General features: G+C 68.3%; 14 protein-coding genes. 2 read left to right on the top strand and 12 right to left on the bottom strand.

The window, feature by feature from the left end; genetic code table 11:
• Nucleotides 1-68: 68 nt before the first annotated feature.
• Nucleotides 69-1,100: an NADPH-dependent curcumin/dihydrocurcumin reductase gene (gene curA, locus A6M56_RS15345; RefSeq protein WP_045785590.1), complete on the top strand. Its 1,032-nt coding sequence runs from the start codon at nt 69-71 to the stop codon at nt 1,098-1,100.
• A 21-nt stretch (nt 1,101-1,121) separates the two neighbouring features.
• Here curA and A6M56_RS15340 read toward each other — a convergent pair whose 3' ends face one another.
• The 3 genes from A6M56_RS15340 to A6M56_RS15330 form a co-directional block, all read right to left on the bottom strand.
• Nucleotides 1,122-2,570, bottom strand: a complete 1,449-nt coding sequence (locus tag A6M56_RS15340) for a DUF1254 domain-containing protein (protein WP_286758228.1) — start codon at nt 2,568-2,570, stop codon at nt 1,122-1,124.
• Nucleotides 2,571-2,767: 197 nt separating this feature from the next.
• Nucleotides 2,768-3,751 (bottom strand): NAD(P)H-dependent flavin oxidoreductase, encoded by a 984-nt coding sequence (locus tag A6M56_RS15335; protein WP_102080657.1) that lies wholly within the window; start codon nt 3,749-3,751, stop codon nt 2,768-2,770.
• Nucleotides 3,752-3,827: 76 nt separating this feature from the next.
• A complete protein-coding gene (locus tag A6M56_RS15330; RefSeq protein ID WP_102080658.1) occupies nt 3,828-4,376 on the bottom strand; it encodes a type 1 glutamine amidotransferase domain-containing protein in 549 nt (182 codons plus the stop codon).
• Between the two features lie 127 nt (nt 4,377-4,503).
• Between A6M56_RS15330 and A6M56_RS15325 the strand changes: the two genes are divergently transcribed.
• Nucleotides 4,504-5,430 (top strand): alpha/beta fold hydrolase, encoded by a 927-nt coding sequence (locus tag A6M56_RS15325; protein WP_102080659.1) that lies wholly within the window; start codon nt 4,504-4,506, stop codon nt 5,428-5,430.
• 15 nt (nt 5,431-5,445) lie between these two features.
• On the opposite strand, the gene A6M56_RS15320 is transcribed toward A6M56_RS15325, so the two are convergent.
• The 9 genes from A6M56_RS15320 to A6M56_RS15280 all read right to left on the bottom strand — a co-directional run bounded on the left by A6M56_RS15320 (nt 5,446) and on the right by A6M56_RS15280 (nt 15,056).
• Nucleotides 5,446-6,129: a Fe2+-dependent dioxygenase gene (locus A6M56_RS15320; protein WP_102080660.1), complete on the bottom strand. Its 684-nt coding sequence runs from the start codon at nt 6,127-6,129 to the stop codon at nt 5,446-5,448.
• Nucleotides 6,120-6,869, bottom strand: coding sequence for a tetratricopeptide repeat protein (locus A6M56_RS15315; protein ID WP_045785596.1), 750 nt, complete (start codon nt 6,867-6,869; stop codon nt 6,120-6,122). Before A6M56_RS15315 ends, A6M56_RS15320 begins: the two co-directional genes overlap by 10 nt.
• Nucleotides 6,869-9,148: a TonB-dependent receptor gene (locus A6M56_RS15310; RefSeq protein ID WP_102080661.1), complete on the bottom strand. Its 2,280-nt coding sequence runs from the start codon at nt 9,146-9,148 to the stop codon at nt 6,869-6,871. Before A6M56_RS15310 ends, A6M56_RS15315 begins: the two co-directional genes overlap by 1 nt.
• A gap of 179 nt (nt 9,149-9,327) precedes the next feature.
• Nucleotides 9,328-10,275: an MBL fold metallo-hydrolase gene (locus A6M56_RS15305; protein ID WP_045785598.1), complete on the bottom strand. Its 948-nt coding sequence runs from the start codon at nt 10,273-10,275 to the stop codon at nt 9,328-9,330.
• A gap of 1 nt (nt 10,276) precedes the next feature.
• Nucleotides 10,277-10,543 carry a DUF1289 domain-containing protein gene (locus A6M56_RS15300; RefSeq protein ID WP_045785599.1) on the bottom strand — a complete coding sequence of 89 codons (267 nt, stop codon included), beginning with the start codon at nt 10,541-10,543 and terminating at the stop codon, nt 10,277-10,279.
• 8 nt (nt 10,544-10,551) lie between these two features.
• Nucleotides 10,552-11,052, bottom strand: a complete 501-nt coding sequence (locus A6M56_RS15295; protein ID WP_045785600.1) for a YbaK/EbsC family protein — start codon at nt 11,050-11,052, stop codon at nt 10,552-10,554.
• Between the two features lie 22 nt (nt 11,053-11,074).
• The gene (locus tag A6M56_RS15290) at nt 11,075-12,004 is read right to left on the bottom strand and encodes a hydroxymethylglutaryl-CoA lyase (protein WP_102080662.1); all 930 of its coding nucleotides are present in this window, start codon (nt 12,002-12,004) and stop codon (nt 11,075-11,077) included.
• A gap of 1 nt (nt 12,005) precedes the next feature.
• Entirely contained in the window at nt 12,006-12,947 is a 942-nt protein-coding gene (locus A6M56_RS15285) for a 2-hydroxyacid dehydrogenase (RefSeq protein WP_045785602.1), read from the bottom strand.
• An 84-nt stretch (nt 12,948-13,031) separates the two neighbouring features.
• Nucleotides 13,032-15,056, bottom strand: coding sequence for an acetyl/propionyl/methylcrotonyl-CoA carboxylase subunit alpha (locus A6M56_RS15280; RefSeq protein ID WP_102080663.1), 2,025 nt, complete (start codon nt 15,054-15,056; stop codon nt 13,032-13,034).
• Nucleotides 15,057-15,225: the final 169 nt, after the last annotated feature.

Below are 15,225 nucleotides of genomic sequence, written 5' to 3'. Positions count from 1 at the left end.
CTGCTAGATTGCCCAGCCACGCAAATTTTTTCGCCGTTTTCTAGACGATTGGTCTACAGGAGATTGCCATGCCGCAACGTGAAGCCGTCAATCGCCGCATCGTTCTCGCCAGCCGCCCCAGCGGCACGCCTTCGCTCGACAACTTCCGCATCGAAGAGACTGCCGTGCCCACGCCGCAGGACGGCCAGGTGCTGCTGCGCACGCTGTACCTGTCGCTCGACCCCTACATGCGCAATCTGATGGACGAAGTCGGCCCCGGCTACGCGCCGCCGGTGGAGGTGGGCGCGCCCATGGTGGGCGGTACCGTCAGCCGCGTGGTGGCATCGCGGGACGCGCGGTTTCGCGAGGGCGATGTGGTGCTCGGCGCGGCTGGCTGGCAGGACTATGCCGTTGCCGCCGGCGACGAGTTGACCGCGCTGGGCGATATGCCGGAGCCATCGCTGGCGCTGGGCGGGCTTGGCATGCCCGCCTTTACGGCGTACGTCGGTCTGCTCGACATTGGCGAGCCCAAGCCCGGCGAAACCGTGGTGGTGGCCGCGGCCACGGGCGCGGTCGGCGCGGTGGTCGGACAGATCGCGAAGCTCAAGGGCGCGCGCGTGGTCGGCATTGCCGGCGGCGCGGACAAATGCCGCTACGCCGTCGACACGCTCGGCTTTGACGCTTGCCTGGACCGCCGGCAACCCGACCTCGCGAAGCGCCTGGCCCAGGCCTGCCCAGACGGCATCGACGTGTACTTCGAAAACGTGGGTGGCGAGGTGTTCGACGCGGTGTTGCCGCTGCTGAACATCGGCGCGCGCGTGCCGGTGTGCGGTTTCATTGCGCACTACAACGACGAGGCCGCCGCCGGGCCAGACCGGCTGCCCAAGGTCACCGCGACCGTGCTGCAGAAGCGCGTACGCATGCAGGGCTTCATCATCCTCGACCACTACGCCAGTCGCTACGACGCGTTCCAGCGCGACATGGCCGCGTGGGTGGCGGCCGGCAAGGTGAAGGTGCGCGAAGACCGCGTCGAGGGCCTGGAGAACGCCCCGGCCGCCTTCCTCGGCCTGCTCGAAGGACGCAACTTCGGCAAGCTTGTGGTGCGCGTGGCCGAGGTGTGATCGCCCGATGGGGCGGTACCGCTATTGCGGCGCCGGATCGCGCCGCTGGACGGCCGGCGGCACCCATGTTGCGTCGAGTGCTTGTTCCTTGGGCCACGTCAGCTGCATGCGCAGCAGGAACGGCCCGGTGGGCGGCGGCAGCCAGTTGCTGCGCATGCCGCTGGGCGGGGTGCGCTGGATCAGGATGTCGAGCGAGCCGTCGCGGTTCAGCCGCGGGCGGTCCGCCTCGCTCAGCACGTTGTGCAGGCTCGAGCGGTCTGCGGTGCGAGGCGGCTGCTGCACGGCGGCCAGCGCCCAGCCGGCGTTTTCGGGCGGCAGCTGGCCCCGGTCGAAATGCACGACGTAGCGGTGCGTGCTGTCCAGGGGCATGCCGTTCGCATCCGTCCTGGCGGTGGCGATGAGCATGTCTTCGGGCAGGTCGGTGCCGCCGCCATCCCAGGCGACGATGGCGCGCTGCGCATAGTCCAGCCCGTAGGCGCCGACCATGCGAGGGATGAACCAGCCGTTCTGCGTGACCGGCGGCTGCCTGGCGGCAAGCGCCAGGGTGTCCCGCGCGGCGGCCACGCCTGCGTCCATGACCTTCAGGGTGGCCGTGTTCACGGCCTTGGCGTCAAACGGGGCGCCGGGCACGATCCCGAGCTCGCGCAGCGACTGCACCATCGTCGAGTCGGCTGTATGCGGCGGATTCGTCCTGAGCAACTCGGCAAAGCGGGTGAAATAGCTGTTGGCATCGAGCGCGGTCACGCGGCGGCGGGCGGCATCGAGGCTCGCGTCGATGTCGGTGGCCTTGTCCGCACGGACCTTGCCGGCCGCCTCGCGGGCCGCCGGCTTGCCAAACGTCTCCAGCGGCATGACGCGGTAGCGGTCCTGCACGCGGCGGGCCGAGGCCATGTCGCGCTGGCCAAGCACCTGCGTGCGGGCGACGATCCACACCAGGCTGGTCGGCGCGGCAATCTGCTTGACCCCTGGCGGCAGCGTGCCTTCCCAGCCTGGCGGCGTGATCGCGTAGTGCGCGGCGCGTGCGCCGGAGGTGCGGTTGCCCAGCGATTCGAAGACATCCGTCCACGCGTCATGCAGCGAGACCCAGAGGTGGCGGCGGCCCGCGTCGGGCAGGCTCAGGATGACCGGCCCGGTGCGCAGGTCGACGAAGGCGCTGCTGGCGAGCACATCCACGCGCGGGCGCACGCCGGTGGGCAGCGCTTCGTCTTCCAGCGTGCGCTGATGCATGAAGGTGCCGGTGGGGGCGAGTGCCGACGTGGTCTGCAGCAGCGCATCCGTCATCATCAGCGGAAACGCGTAGACATAGGCGGAGCGCACGAGCGCTTCGTTCGGCTGCGGCAGGCGCTGTTCGATCGGTGCCGTGGTGGGCGCGTTCTGGGTGGAGCAGGCTGCCATGGCAAAGGCGGCCACGCTCAGCGCCACGGACGCCAGCTTGGTGAGCCGGCGCTCGCGCGCGGGGCAGTGCGTCATCGTGTTCTCCTTTGTCGTCGGCGCGCGCAACAGGAAACCAGACGCCTGTCGGACATCCCCCCCGGGATGCTTGCGCATACGAGCGCGCGGTCGTCGGTTTTGCGGCGCCGCATATTAAACCGTGAATCCTCGGACTGTAGGAGCGCTGCCCGCGCAAGTCAATTCAAGTGCTGCACGGCATTCATGCGTCGCTCAGCCTAGAGGCGCAGGTGCAGCGCAAGGCGCAGCCGGGCGGCGTCGTACTCGGCTTTCAGGCGGGCGACGATCTCCGCCGCCGGCGGCAGGTCGGCGATCTGGCCGACGCCCTGGCCCGCTCCCCAGATGTCTTTCCATGCCTTCGCCCGCGAGGTGCCGTCGCCGAAGTTCATGGCGGACTTGTCGGCCTGCGGCAGGGCGTTGGGGTCGAGGCCGGCGAGCTCGATGCTCTCGCGGATGTAGTTGCCGTGCACGCCGGTGAAGAGGTTCGTGTAGATGATGTCCGAGGCCGCGGCCCGCACGATGGCGCTCTTGTAGCTTTCGGCCGCATGCGCCTCCTGGCTCGCGATGAAGCGCGTGCCGATGTAGGCGAGGTCGGCGCCCATGGCCTGCGCGGCGAGGATGGCGTCGCCGGTGGCAATGGCGCCCGACAGCGCGATCGGCCCGTCAAAGATGCGCCGCACTTCGCCCACCAGCGCGAACGGCGACAGCGTGCCGGCATGCCCGCCCGCGCCCGCAGCCACCAGGATCAGGCCATCCACGCCGGCTTCGAGCGCCTTTTCGGCGTGGCGCAGGTTGATCACGTCATGCAGCACGATGCCGCCGTAGCCATGCACGGCATCGAGGATCTCCTTGACGGGCGCACGCAGCGACGTGATGAAGATCGGCACCTTGTGCTTGACGCAGGTGGCCACGTCCTGCTCCAGCCGTGCGTTCGAGTGGTGCACGATCTGATTGACCGCAACCGGGCCCACCAGCCGGTCCGGGTGCGCGGCGCCATAGGCGGCGAGCGCCTCGTTGATCTGCGTGAGCCAGTCGTCGAGCACCTCGGCCGGCCGCGCGTTGAGCGCCGGAAACGCGCCCACGATGCCGGCCTTGCACTGCGCCAGCACCAGCTCGGGGTAGCTGACGATGAACATCGGCGAGCCGATCACCGGCAGCGTGAGGTGCTGCAGCGCGAGCGGCAGATGCTTGGCGGCGGGCATGGCGCCTCCTGGCGGGGGAACGTCGTTCGATTATAGGAACGATCCCGCACCCTGCCTTGCGCGAGGCCGCATGCGCTCAAGCGTGGACCTGCTGCGCCAGCAGTTCGATGAAGGTGCGGTTGAAGGCTGGCAGGTCGTCGGGCTTGCGGCTGCTGACCCAGTTGCGGTCGGTGACCACTTCCTGGTCGACCCACGTGCCGCCGGCGTTGCGGATGTCGTCTTGCAGCGTGGGCCAGCTCGTCAGCGTGCGCCCGCGCACCAGCCCGGCCGAGACCAGCAGCCACGGCCCGTGGCAGATCACGGCGATCGGCTTTTGCTCGCGGTCGAACGCTTTTACAAAGGCCTGGGCCTCGGGCACGGTGCGCAGCGCATCGGCGTTGACCACGCCGCCGGGCAGCACCAGCGCGTGGAAATCTTCCGGTTTGGCGACGTCGAGCGTGATGTCCACCTTGAAGGTGTCGCCCTTGTCCGCATGGTGCAGGCCCGTCACGCTGACCGGCTTGGGCGAGACGATGCTGACGATGGCGCCGGCCCCCTCCAGCGCCTGCCTGGGGCTGGCGAGCTCGGCCTGCTCGAACAGGTCATGGACGAGGATGGCGATGCGCAAGTCATGTAGCGGGGTCATGTCGAACTCCTGGTCGGGAAGACGGAGTGGACGAGGCCGCAACCGCCGTGCCCGGTCTGCGCTAGCATGCGGAGCGCACATCGCACTTCCAACAGCGCACACGCATCGCACCTGACCGGAGACCCGCATGACCGCACCGCTTTCCATCGACGCCGCCACCGCCGCGGCAGACGCCGCGCTGTTTCCCGGCTTTCGCCCGTTCCGCCAGGCGGTCAATGGCGTGGAGATCGCGGGGGTGATCGGCGGCAGCGGTCCGCCCCTGCTGTTGCTGCACGGTCACCCGCAAAGCCATGTGATCTGGCACAAGGTCGCGCAGGATCTGGCACGCGACTACACCGTCGTCGCCACCGACCTGCGCGGCTACGGCGCCTCGTCCAAGCCGGCCGGCAGCGCCCGGCACGTGGAGTACAGCAAGCGCACCATGGCGCAGGATCAGGTCGAGGTGATGCGCGCCCTGGGCTTCGGGCGCTTCCGGCTATGCGCGCATGATCGCGGTGCGCGCGTGGCGCATCGCCTGTGTGTCGACCACCCCGCGCACGTCGAGCGCGCCATGCTGCTCGACATCGCCCCGACGCTGGCGATGTACGAGAACACCGACATGGCGTTTGCCTCCGCCTACTGGCACTGGTTCTTCCTGATCCAGCCGACGCCGTTTCCCGAGACCCTCATCAACGCGACGCCCGATTTCTACATCAGCAAACTGATGGGGCTGCGCCACGCCGGGCTCCAGCCGTTCGCCCCCGAAGCGATGGCCACCTACGCCTCCGCCATGCGCGAGCCCGACTGCGTGCACGCCATGTGCGAGGACTACCGCGCCGCGGCCACCATCGACCTCGAACACGATCGCGCCGACCGCGATGCCGGCAAGCGCGTGCGTGTGCCGCTGCGTGTGCTGTGGGGCGAGCACGGCGTGATCCAGCGGTGCTTCCAGCCGCTCGGGCTGTGGAGCGCCGTGGCGGACGACGTGAGCGGCGGCACGGTGCCGTGCGGGCATTACGTGCCGGAGGAGGCACCCGAGGCCCTGCTCAAGGAGATGCGGGCATTTTTTGCATGAGCGCGACGGGGCGGACTACGCCTCCGCCCACTCCCGCAAGAGGTTGTGATAGGTCCCCGTCAACGCAATGACGGACGGATCTTCCTGCCCCAGCAGCGCCATCAGGCGTTGCAGCGCCGTATCCATCTGGAACAGCAGCGTGCGATGGGCATCGCTGCGCACCATGCTCTGCAGCCAGAAGAACGAGCACACCCGCGCGCCGCGCGTGACGGGCGTCACGCGGTGCAGGCTGCTGCTCGGGTAGAGCACCATGTCGCCGGCCGCGAGCTTGACGCGGTGTTCGCCGAAGGTGTCGTCGATGACGAGTTCACCGCCGTCGTAGTCCTCGGGCTCGGTCAGGAACAGCGTGCACGACAGGTCGCTGCGGACGCGGAAATCGGTGCCGCGCAGGTGGCGCACGGCGTTGTCGACATGGTTGCCGAACCTCTGGCCGCCCGCGTAGCGGTTGAACAGCGGCGGGAACACCTTCAGCGGCAGCGCGGCCGAGAAGAACAGCGTGTTGGCGGCCAGTGCATCCTGGATCAGCGTACCCGCCTCGCGCGCTGCGGGGGAGCCCTCCGGCAACTGTAGGTTGTGCTTGACCTGGCCCGACTGCGCTCCCGCGGTGACCTTGCCGTCCACCCATTGGGCGGCGTCGATGACGGCGCGGCACTGCGCGACCTGGTGCTTGGTGAGGACGGCCGGAATCTTCAGCAGCATGGTGATGTGGTTTCCAGCGCACCGGCCAGCGCACGCAGACGCGCATCGGGATGGCCGGCAAGAAAGTCATGCGCCTTCGCCAGGAAGGCCGGGGTGGCGGTGTGCGGAACGGCCTGCATCCAGTCGTGCGCTTCGTCGAGGCGGCCGGCCATGGCCAGCAGGCGGGCGGCGTTGAACTGGCCGCGGAAGTCGCCGCCTTCGGCCGCGCGCAGGTAACAGCGCAGGGCCATGGCCAGGTCCGCCTCGACTTCCCAGCCGTCTTCATAGAAGCCGCCGAGCACGTTGATCGACTTGGCATGCCCTTGCGCCGCAGCGGCCCGGAAGAGCGCGAATGCGTGCGCGCGGTCTGCCGGCACGCCACGTCCAAGCTGCAGGCTCGTGGCGTAGTTGTACTGGCCCCAGTCGAGGCCGGCCTCTGCCGCGCGGGCGTACCAATGCGTGGCGGTCTTGTCGCAGGCGGGGGTGCCCCAGCCGTGCTCGTAGCAGCGGCCGAGCATGTTGGCCCCCATGGCGTGGCCGGCCAGCGCGGCGGTCTTGAACCAGTACAGCGCTTCGGTGGCGTTGCGCTTGACGCCGCGCCCATCGAGCAGCCACTGGCCGTAGAGGGTCTGCGCCTCCGTATGGCCGCGCCGTGCGGCACCGGCAAGCCAGCGCGCGGCGCGTCCGGCGGGGCCGCTCAGCAGCGCATGGATGGCATCGACCGCCGCATCGGCTGCGGTGCTTGCGGCATGTACCGCCATCAGTAGCGGATACCGAGCGTCAGGATGGCCGTGCGCCCCGGCGCCAGCGATGCATAGTGCGACGCATATGCCTGGTTGAAGTACACCTTGTCGAACACGTTCTGCACGTTCAGTTGCAGGGTGGTGTGCTTGTCGATGCGGTACGCGGCCATGGCGTCAAAGCGCCAGTAGGCCGGCACCCACTTCGGGCTGGCGGGGTTGGCGCTGCCCCATACCTTCGAGACGTAGTACGCGCCGCCGCCCAGCGTGAGTTTGGGCATCGGCTGATACGTCGTCCACAGGCTGAAGCTGTTCTTTGGCGTGTTGGGGAACGCGGTGCCGTTCGTCGCGCCAAACGCCGCGCCTGCGCCGCCGTTGTTGCGCAGTTCGCTCTTGAGGAACGTGTAGCCCCCGAAAACCTGCCACTGGCTGGTCAGCGCGCCCGACCAGCCGAGCTCGAAGCCATCGACGCGCTTGTTGCCGGCCATGGCGGCGGTGCCGTCCTGCTGCACGATGCGGGCGTTGGTGGTCTCGATCCGGAACACCGCGGCCGTCAGCGCGAGCTTGTTGTCGAGCACGTTCCACTTGGTGCCGAGCTCGTAGGCGCGATTCTTCTCGGGGGCCAGCACGTCGCCGCGATTGCCCGAGCGGTCCGGCGTGAGTGCGCTGGTATCGGCGCCCTGGCCCGCCACCGAGCCCGACGGCGTGGAAGACGTGCCGTATGCGAGATAGATGCTGCCGTTCTGCGCCGGCTTGAAGACGAGGCCGAGCTGATAGTTCAGCAGGTTGTCGTCGCGCGAGAAGCTGGAGCGCACGCCCTGCGCATTGGCCGACGTGGTCGCCGATGCCGAATAGCGGTCAAAACGCACGCCGCCGTTGACCTGCCAGCGCGGCGACAGCTCGATGGTGTCGAACACGTACGCCGATTGCGTGCGCACGGTCGTCTCGGCCGGGTTGTTGCTGAGCGTGATGCTGCCCGCCCACGGGTCGTTGGGATTGGGGGTGAACAGGCTCGTGCAGTTGTAGCCGCCTGCCGCACCCGTGCCGCTCGGGCACCGGTTGCTGCCGGTGGCAACGGTGTAGGTGTCATTGCGGCTGCGCTCGCGCGAGAACTCCAGGCCGGCCGCATAGCTGTGCTTGAGGCTGCCGGTCTCGAACCTGCCCGTCGCCTCGGTCTGGTTGGCGGCGGTATTGGCGACGGCGTAGCGCGAGTTGGTGCGGCGCCAGACCATGCCGTAGTAGATGTTGCCCTGGCTGTCGTCGGGCTGCGTCCAGATATAGTCCTGGCTGGTGCGGGCGATGCGCGTGGTGTTGCGCAGCTTCAGCGCGCTGGACACATCATGCTCCAGCGTGAAGGTGCCCATGTCGACGCGGTCGCGGCGGAAGTCGCGGCCCAGGCCGTAGTAGACGTTGCGATCGACGTTCACCGGCGCGCCATCGCCGGGGCCGAACAGCTGCGGGCGGCCATCGGTGCGGCGGTTGAAGTTGCCGTTGTTGTAGGGGATGCCGGTGTCGGGCGTGTCGTTCGACTGCAGGTGGTAGTACGACAGCGTCGCGCGCGTGGGCGTGCCCAGCCCGAAGGCGATGGACGGTGCGATGCCCCATCGGCTGAAGCTCGTGACATCGCGGCCGGCCACGCCGGCATCGTGGTACATGCCATTGATGCGCAAGGCGGCGTGATCGCCGATCTGGTAGTTGCCGTCCGCCGTGGCGCGCTTGTACGTCGCGTTGCCGACTGACACCGTACCCTCGGTGAACGTCTCCAGCTTGGGCGCCTTCGAGACGATGTTGATCGCGCCGCCCGCCGAGCCGCGCCCTTCATACGCGCCCGACGGCCCCTTGATGACTTCCACCGATTCCACGTTGAACAGCTCGCGCGACTGCGCACCGATGTCGCGCAGCCCGTCGAGGAAGGTGCTCGCCTGGGCGTCATAGCCGCGGATGAACGGGCGGTCGCCCACCGGGTTGCCGCCTTCGCCCGCGCCAAACGCAATGCCCGGCACCGTGCGCAGCGCCTCGGTGAGGGTGACGGATCCGCTGTCCTGCAGCACCTCGGCCGGAATGACGGTGACCGACTTGGGCGTGTCGAGCAGCGGAGCGGTGAACTTGCCGGTCGACGCTTCGTCGGTCTTGAAGCCGCTGCTGCCGGTGACGGTCTGCTCGGGCAGCGTGGCCGTGACGTGAGGCTTGTCGGTGTCCGCCATGGCCGGCGCGGAGGCCACGGCAAAGCTCATCGCCCCCGTGAGGTAGCCGACCACCGAGTGTTCGGTGCGCTTGCGTTCCGTCTGTGCTGCTTGCATGGCGTGATGCCGCTCCCTTGAGAGATCCAATGATCTGATGAATGCAAATGAGAATTGTTATTGTTTACATGTGAAGGAGTCAACGCAAAAACTGGCGATTGCCTTACGTTGACAAAAAATATCGAATGGGGTCAGGCGCTTACCGGCATGGGCCGGCCGCGTGGCGGCGACGTGCCGTCTCAGTCGCGGTTGTGAAGGCGGCCGTATTCGATCGTGGCGGCCCCGGCCTTGACGAGCCCGGCGACGGCCGCGTCGAGCATCTCGGCGAGCGACGTCGTGGGAAAGAAGCGTGCCTGAAGGCGCGGCATCAGCGTGGTCTGCGCAAACCACGCGGCCAGTGCCTCGTGCGTGAGGGCCTGCTGCTCCAGCAGCTTGAACTTCACCAGCACCCGGATGGCGTGCAGGGCGTTGCGCTCAGGGTCGGCGCGCAGATACGCGAGCCGGCTGAACGCAGCATCGATGGCGGCGCTGACGCCGGTGAACGGGCGACCGTGCCCCGGCACCACCACGCGCGCGTCGAGCCGGGCGATGCGCTCCAGAATGGCCTGCTGCTCGGCAAAGCCGCTCTCGCCCTCCAGCTCGGGAAAGATCACGCCAAAGCCGCGCTCCCACAGCGCATCGGCGGAGACGAGCACGCGCGTCTCGGGGCTGTAGACGATGACGGCATTCGGATCGTGTCCTGGCGCGCCGATGACCTGCCAGTCGAAGCCCCCGAGGCGCAACGTCATGCCGTCTGCGAGGCCGGCCCCCGCTTCGGGCAGCGCAAAGCGCGCGCACTGCTGGCCGGTGGGCGCGTAGCTGAGGGCGGTGGTGTCCCAGCGGCGCACGTCGTCGACTTGCGCGGCAGGCACGCGGGTGTGGCAGCCGTACAGCGCCTGCAGCGCCGCGTTGCCGCCGCAGTGGTCGGAATGCAGGTGCGTATTCAGCAGGCGGCGCAGCGGCTTGCCTTGCAGCGCGTGCTGGACCAGCGCGGTGGTCTGCGGCGCGTGGGTGACGTAGCCGGAGTCGATCAGCGCGCAGCCGCCGTGTGCATCGTCATCGAAAAAGAGAATGTTGTTGGACGACAGCCAGCCGCGCTCGAACACGCGCATCGACGCTGGCAAGGCGACGACGTCGTGCTCGGCCATGTCAGCCGCCAGACGTGTCGTTGAGCCACGCGCAGGCGCGCTCGGGCAGGGTCTGCCACACGGCCAGGCGTGCCGCGTCGGTCATGGTCGACCACGCGGCGATCTCGTCGAGGGTGCGCATGCAGCCGACGCACAGGCCGCGTGCTTCGTCCATCTTGCACACGCTGATGCACGGCGACGCCACCGGCTGCGTGCGCTCGGCCTGCACACGGCTGTTGCGCAGCTTGCCCAGGGCAAGCTTGAGTTGCGCGCGCGTGCAGGCATCCATGGCGTGGGTCAATCGCGCAGGGCGATGTCGGCGACGGGCGCGCCGGTCATGGCTTGCAGCTCGGCGGGCGTGAGGTTGAACACCGCATGCGGGTGGCCGGCGGCGGCCCACACGCTGTCGTACTGGAACAGGTCGCGATCGAGCAGCATGATGGGCTTGACCGCATGGCCGACGGGGCACACGCCGCCGATGGCGTAGCCGGTCTTCTCGCGCACGAACTTGGCATCGGCCTTGGCCAGCGCGCCGACGTGCGCCGAAACCTTGGCTTCGTCGACGCGATTGGTGCCGCTGGCGATCACCAGCACGGGCGCATCGTCTTCGGCGCGGCGGAAGATGATCGACTTGGCGATCTCCGCCACCGAGCAGCCGAGGCCGGCCGCGGCTTCGGCAGACGTCTTGCCGGTGGCAGGCAGCATCACGATGTCTTTCTCATAGCCGAGCGCACGCAGGTGGTCAGCCACGCGCTGGGCGGATTCGGGCAGGGGGGCGTTCGTATCGGTAGCAGTCATCGTCGTTGTTCTTCGTCCGTCGTCAGATGCAGGCCTGCGCGACCTGGTCCTGCAGCTTGAGCAGCAGCGCGCGTCCGGCGCGTGAAGCCGTCGGGCGGCCGATGGCCTGCGAGATGAAGTCACCCGCCAGCACCACCTTGTCGAGGTCGATGCCGGTGCGGATGCCCAGGCCGTGCAGCAGGTACAGCACATCTTCGGTGGCGACGTTGCCGGTCGCGCCCTTGGCATACGGGCAGCCGCCCAGCCCCGCCACCGAGGCGTGGAAGATCGCGATGCCGACTTCCAGGCTGGCGAGGATGTTGGCCAGCGCCTGGCCGTACGTGTCGTGGAAATGGCCCGAGAGGCGGTCGATCGGGAACGTCGCCGCGGCGGCTTCCATCACGGTTTTCACCTGCCCGGCCGTGCCCACGCCGATGGTGTCGGCAATGTCGATCTCGTCGCAGCCGAGGTCGGCCATGCGCTGGATCACATCCACCACCGCCGACACCGGCACCTCGCCCTGATAGGGGCACCCGAGCGAGCACGAGATCGATCCGCGCACGCGAATGCCCGCATCCTTCGCGGCCTTGGCCACCGGCACGAACCGCTCGATCGATTCGGCAATCGAGCAGTTGATGTTCTTCTGCGAGAAGGCCTCGCTGGCCGCGCTGAAGATCACGACTTCATCCGCACCGGCGGCGGCAGCGGCCTCGAAGCCCTTCATGTTGGGCGTGAGCGCCGAATACAGCGTGCCCGGCCGGCGCTGGATGCGCGCCATCACATCGGCGCCGTCGGCCATCTGCGGCACCCACTTGGGCGACACGAACGACGCCGCTTCCACGTTGACGAAGCCGGCGTCGGACAGCCGGTTCACCAGTTCGACCTTGGTGTCGGCCGAGACCGGCGACTTCTCGTTCTGCAGACCGTCGCGCGGGCCAACTTCCACCACCTTCACAAAATTCGGGAGTGTCATCTCAATAACCTCGTTGCAGATCGACGATGCCGGCAATCGGTTCGCCGGCTTCCAGCGCGCGGATCTTGCCCGCGATCTGCGCAATGCTGATCTCGCGCAGCGTCAGCGCGGAAATGTGCGGCGTGATGTGGATGCGCGGTTCGGTCCAGAACGGGTGGTCGGCCGGCAGCGGCTCGGTGCGGAACACGTCGAGCGCGGCCCCGGCAATGTGGCCGCTGCGCACGGCGGCCAGCAGGTCGTCTTCCACCACATGCTTGCCGCGCGCCACGTTGACGAGGAACGCGCCCGGCGTGAGTTGAGCCAGCAGCTTCGCGTCGATCACGTTTTCGGTGTCGGCCGTCAGCGGCAGCACGTTCACCAGCACGCGCGTGCCGGCGAGAAAGCCCGGCAGTGCATCGCTGCCCGCGCGGCAATCGACGCCATCGACGTGCTTGGCGGAGCGGCTCCAGCCGCGCACCGGAAAGCCGAAGCCTGCCAGCGTCTTGGCGATGTGCGTGCCCAGCACGCCCAGGCCGAGCACGCCGACGACGAATTCGTCGCGGTTGAACGGCTTGAGGAATCGCCACATCTTCGCTTGCTGCTGACGCTCGTATTCGTCGAGCCGGCGGAAGAAGCGCAGCACGGCGTGCGTGACGTACTCGCTCATCTGCGCGGCCATGCCGGCGTCGTCCAGGCGCACGATCGGCAGCCCCTCGGGAATGGCATCCGGCGACTGCGCACGCAAGCCCAGAATGGCATCGACACCCGCGCCCAGGTTGAACACCGCACGCAGATCCCGGCGCCCGCGCAGCATCTCGGCGGGCGGCTGCCAGACGACGGCGTAGTCGGCGTCTGGCGTCGCGCCCGGCTCCCACACCGACAGCCGCGCTTCGGGCAGCGCCTGCGCAAAACCGTCGAGCCAGGGTTGGGGCTTGCCGTCGGGCGTGTAGATCTGGATGTGCATGTGAGGCAACTTCGGGTCTGAGTTGACGTATACGTCAAGCAGTGTAGCAGGGGCCGCCATGCCGCGCGGCGGCCCGCAGTGGCGTCACTCGGCGGGTTTGAAGGCCAGCAACTGCACGCCCTCCGTCACCTGATCGCCCACGCCATACAGCACCGATTCGACGACGCCGTCGGCGGGTGCGGTGAGCGTGTGCTCCATCTTCATGGCCTCCATGACGACCAGCGGCGCGCCCTTGGTGACGGTCTGCCCGGGCGCGGCCAGCACGGCGATGACCTTGCCCGGCATCGGCGCCGTGAGCTTGCCGCCTTCGTCATCGGCTTCGCCGGCATGGGCGAGCGGGTCGTGACGCTCGAGCGTCCAGTGCGCGCCGCCAGTGAAGACGTGGAAGGCATCGCCATCGGCGTGCACCTGGCCGGTCGCCTTGTGCGTGCCGAGCGTGACGGTGAAGGTCTCGGCATGGCGCTGCGTGGTGAAGGGCGCCTCATGCCCCTTCGTTTTCAGGCGCGAGCCGTCGCGGCCGTAGATGAGGGTCGCGTCGATGGACTGATCGCCATGCGTGAAACGCAGCGTGCGCTCAGCAGCACCGTTCAGCCGCCAGCCGCTGCCGCGTGCCCACGGCGAATGCGGGTCGCGCGTGTCGGTGCGCAGGCTGCGCGCCTCGCGGGCGAGCAACGCTGCCACCGCCAGCGCGATGGCGTCTTGCGGCACGTCCGCTGCGGCGGGGAACAGCGTGTCGTGATTGCGCGCGATCAGGCCGGTATCCAGATCGGCGGTCGCAAACGGCTTCGATGCAACAAGCCGGCGCAGGAACGCCACGTTGGACGACAGCCCCACCAGGTGGAAGCTGCCCAGCGCCTGCAGCATGCGCGCGAGCGCTTCGTCACGGTCGCGGCCCCAGACGATCAGCTTGGCGATCATCGGGTCGTAGTACGGGCTGATGGCGTCGCCCTCGCGCACGCCAGCGTCGATGCGCACGGCGGCGGGTTCGCCGTTGGCTCGCGCGCCCACGGTGAACTCCACCGCTGCTGGCGTGCGCAGCACCTTCAGCGTGCCGATGGAGGGCAGGAAATCCCGGTCGGGATTTTCTGCGTAGATGCGCGCTTCGAGCGCGTGGCCGTGAATGTGCAGTTCGTCCTGCGTGCGCGGCAGCGGCTCGCCAGAGGCCACGCGCAATTGCCATTCGACCAGGTCTTCGCCCGTGATCATTTCGGTGACCGGGTGCTCGACCTGCAGGCGCGTGTTCATCTCCATGAAGTAGAACGTGCCGTCTTCGTCGACGATGAACTCGACCGTGCCGGCGCCCACGTAGCCCACGGCGCGCGCGGCAGCCACGGCGGCTTCGCCCATCGCGCGGCGACGCTCCAGCGTCATGCCCGGGGCCGGGGCTTCTTCCAGCACCTTCTGGTGGCGGCGCTGCACCGAGCAATCGCGCTCGAACAGGTAGACGGCATTGCCGAGGCTGTCGGCGAAGACCTGGATTTCGATGTGGCGCGGGCGCGTGAGGTACTTCTCGATCAGCACGCGGTCATCGCCAAAGCTGGACGACGCCTCACGCTTGACTGAGGCCAGCGACGCTTCGAACGCGTCGCCCGATTCCACCACGCGCATGCCCTTGCCGCCGCCGCCGGCGCTTGCCTTGATGAGCACGGGATAGCCGATGCGATCGGCCTGCGTGCGCAGGAACGCGGCGTCCTGGTTGTCACCGTGGTAGCCGGGGACGAGCGGCACGCCTGCCGTTTCCATCAGCGCCTTGGCCGCGCTCTTGCTGCCCATCGCTTCGATGGCCGAGGCCGGCGGGCCGACGAAGATGATGCCGGCGTCTGCGCAGGCTTTGGCGAAGGCTTCGTTTTCCGACAGGAAGCCGTAGCCGGGATGGACGGCTTGCGCGCCCGTGGCGCGTGCGGCTTCGAGGATGCGGTCGGCGCGGAGGTAGCTGTCGCGGGCGGCGGGCTCACCGATGTGGATGGCTTCGTCGCAGGCCGCGACGTGGCGGGCGTTGGCGTCGGCATCGGAGTAGACCGCGACCGTGCGGATGCCGAGCTTGCGGCAGGTGGCGGCGACCCGGCAGGCGATTTCGCCTCGGTTGGCGATGAGGAGTTTTGTCAGCATGGTGTTGTTGAGTCTCCGTGTTTGTTTTTGCACTTGTGGTGCATTCCTTGTTTCATCCCCTGCCGGGGCGGGCGGTTTTGGTCCATCCCTGTTTCGTACCCTGCCGGGCACGACGTACTTTTCTTTGTCTTGCCAAAGAAAAGTAGGCAAAAGAAAGGCGCGCCCGAGA

The sequence above is a fragment of the Ralstonia sp. RL genome (genome assembly GCF_001683835.1).
Taxonomy (GTDB): Bacteria; Pseudomonadota; Gammaproteobacteria; order Burkholderiales; family Burkholderiaceae; genus Ralstonia; species Ralstonia mannitolilytica.
Note: the sequence above shows the minus strand (reverse complement) of the source record. Positions and strands in the feature narration are given on the sequence as shown.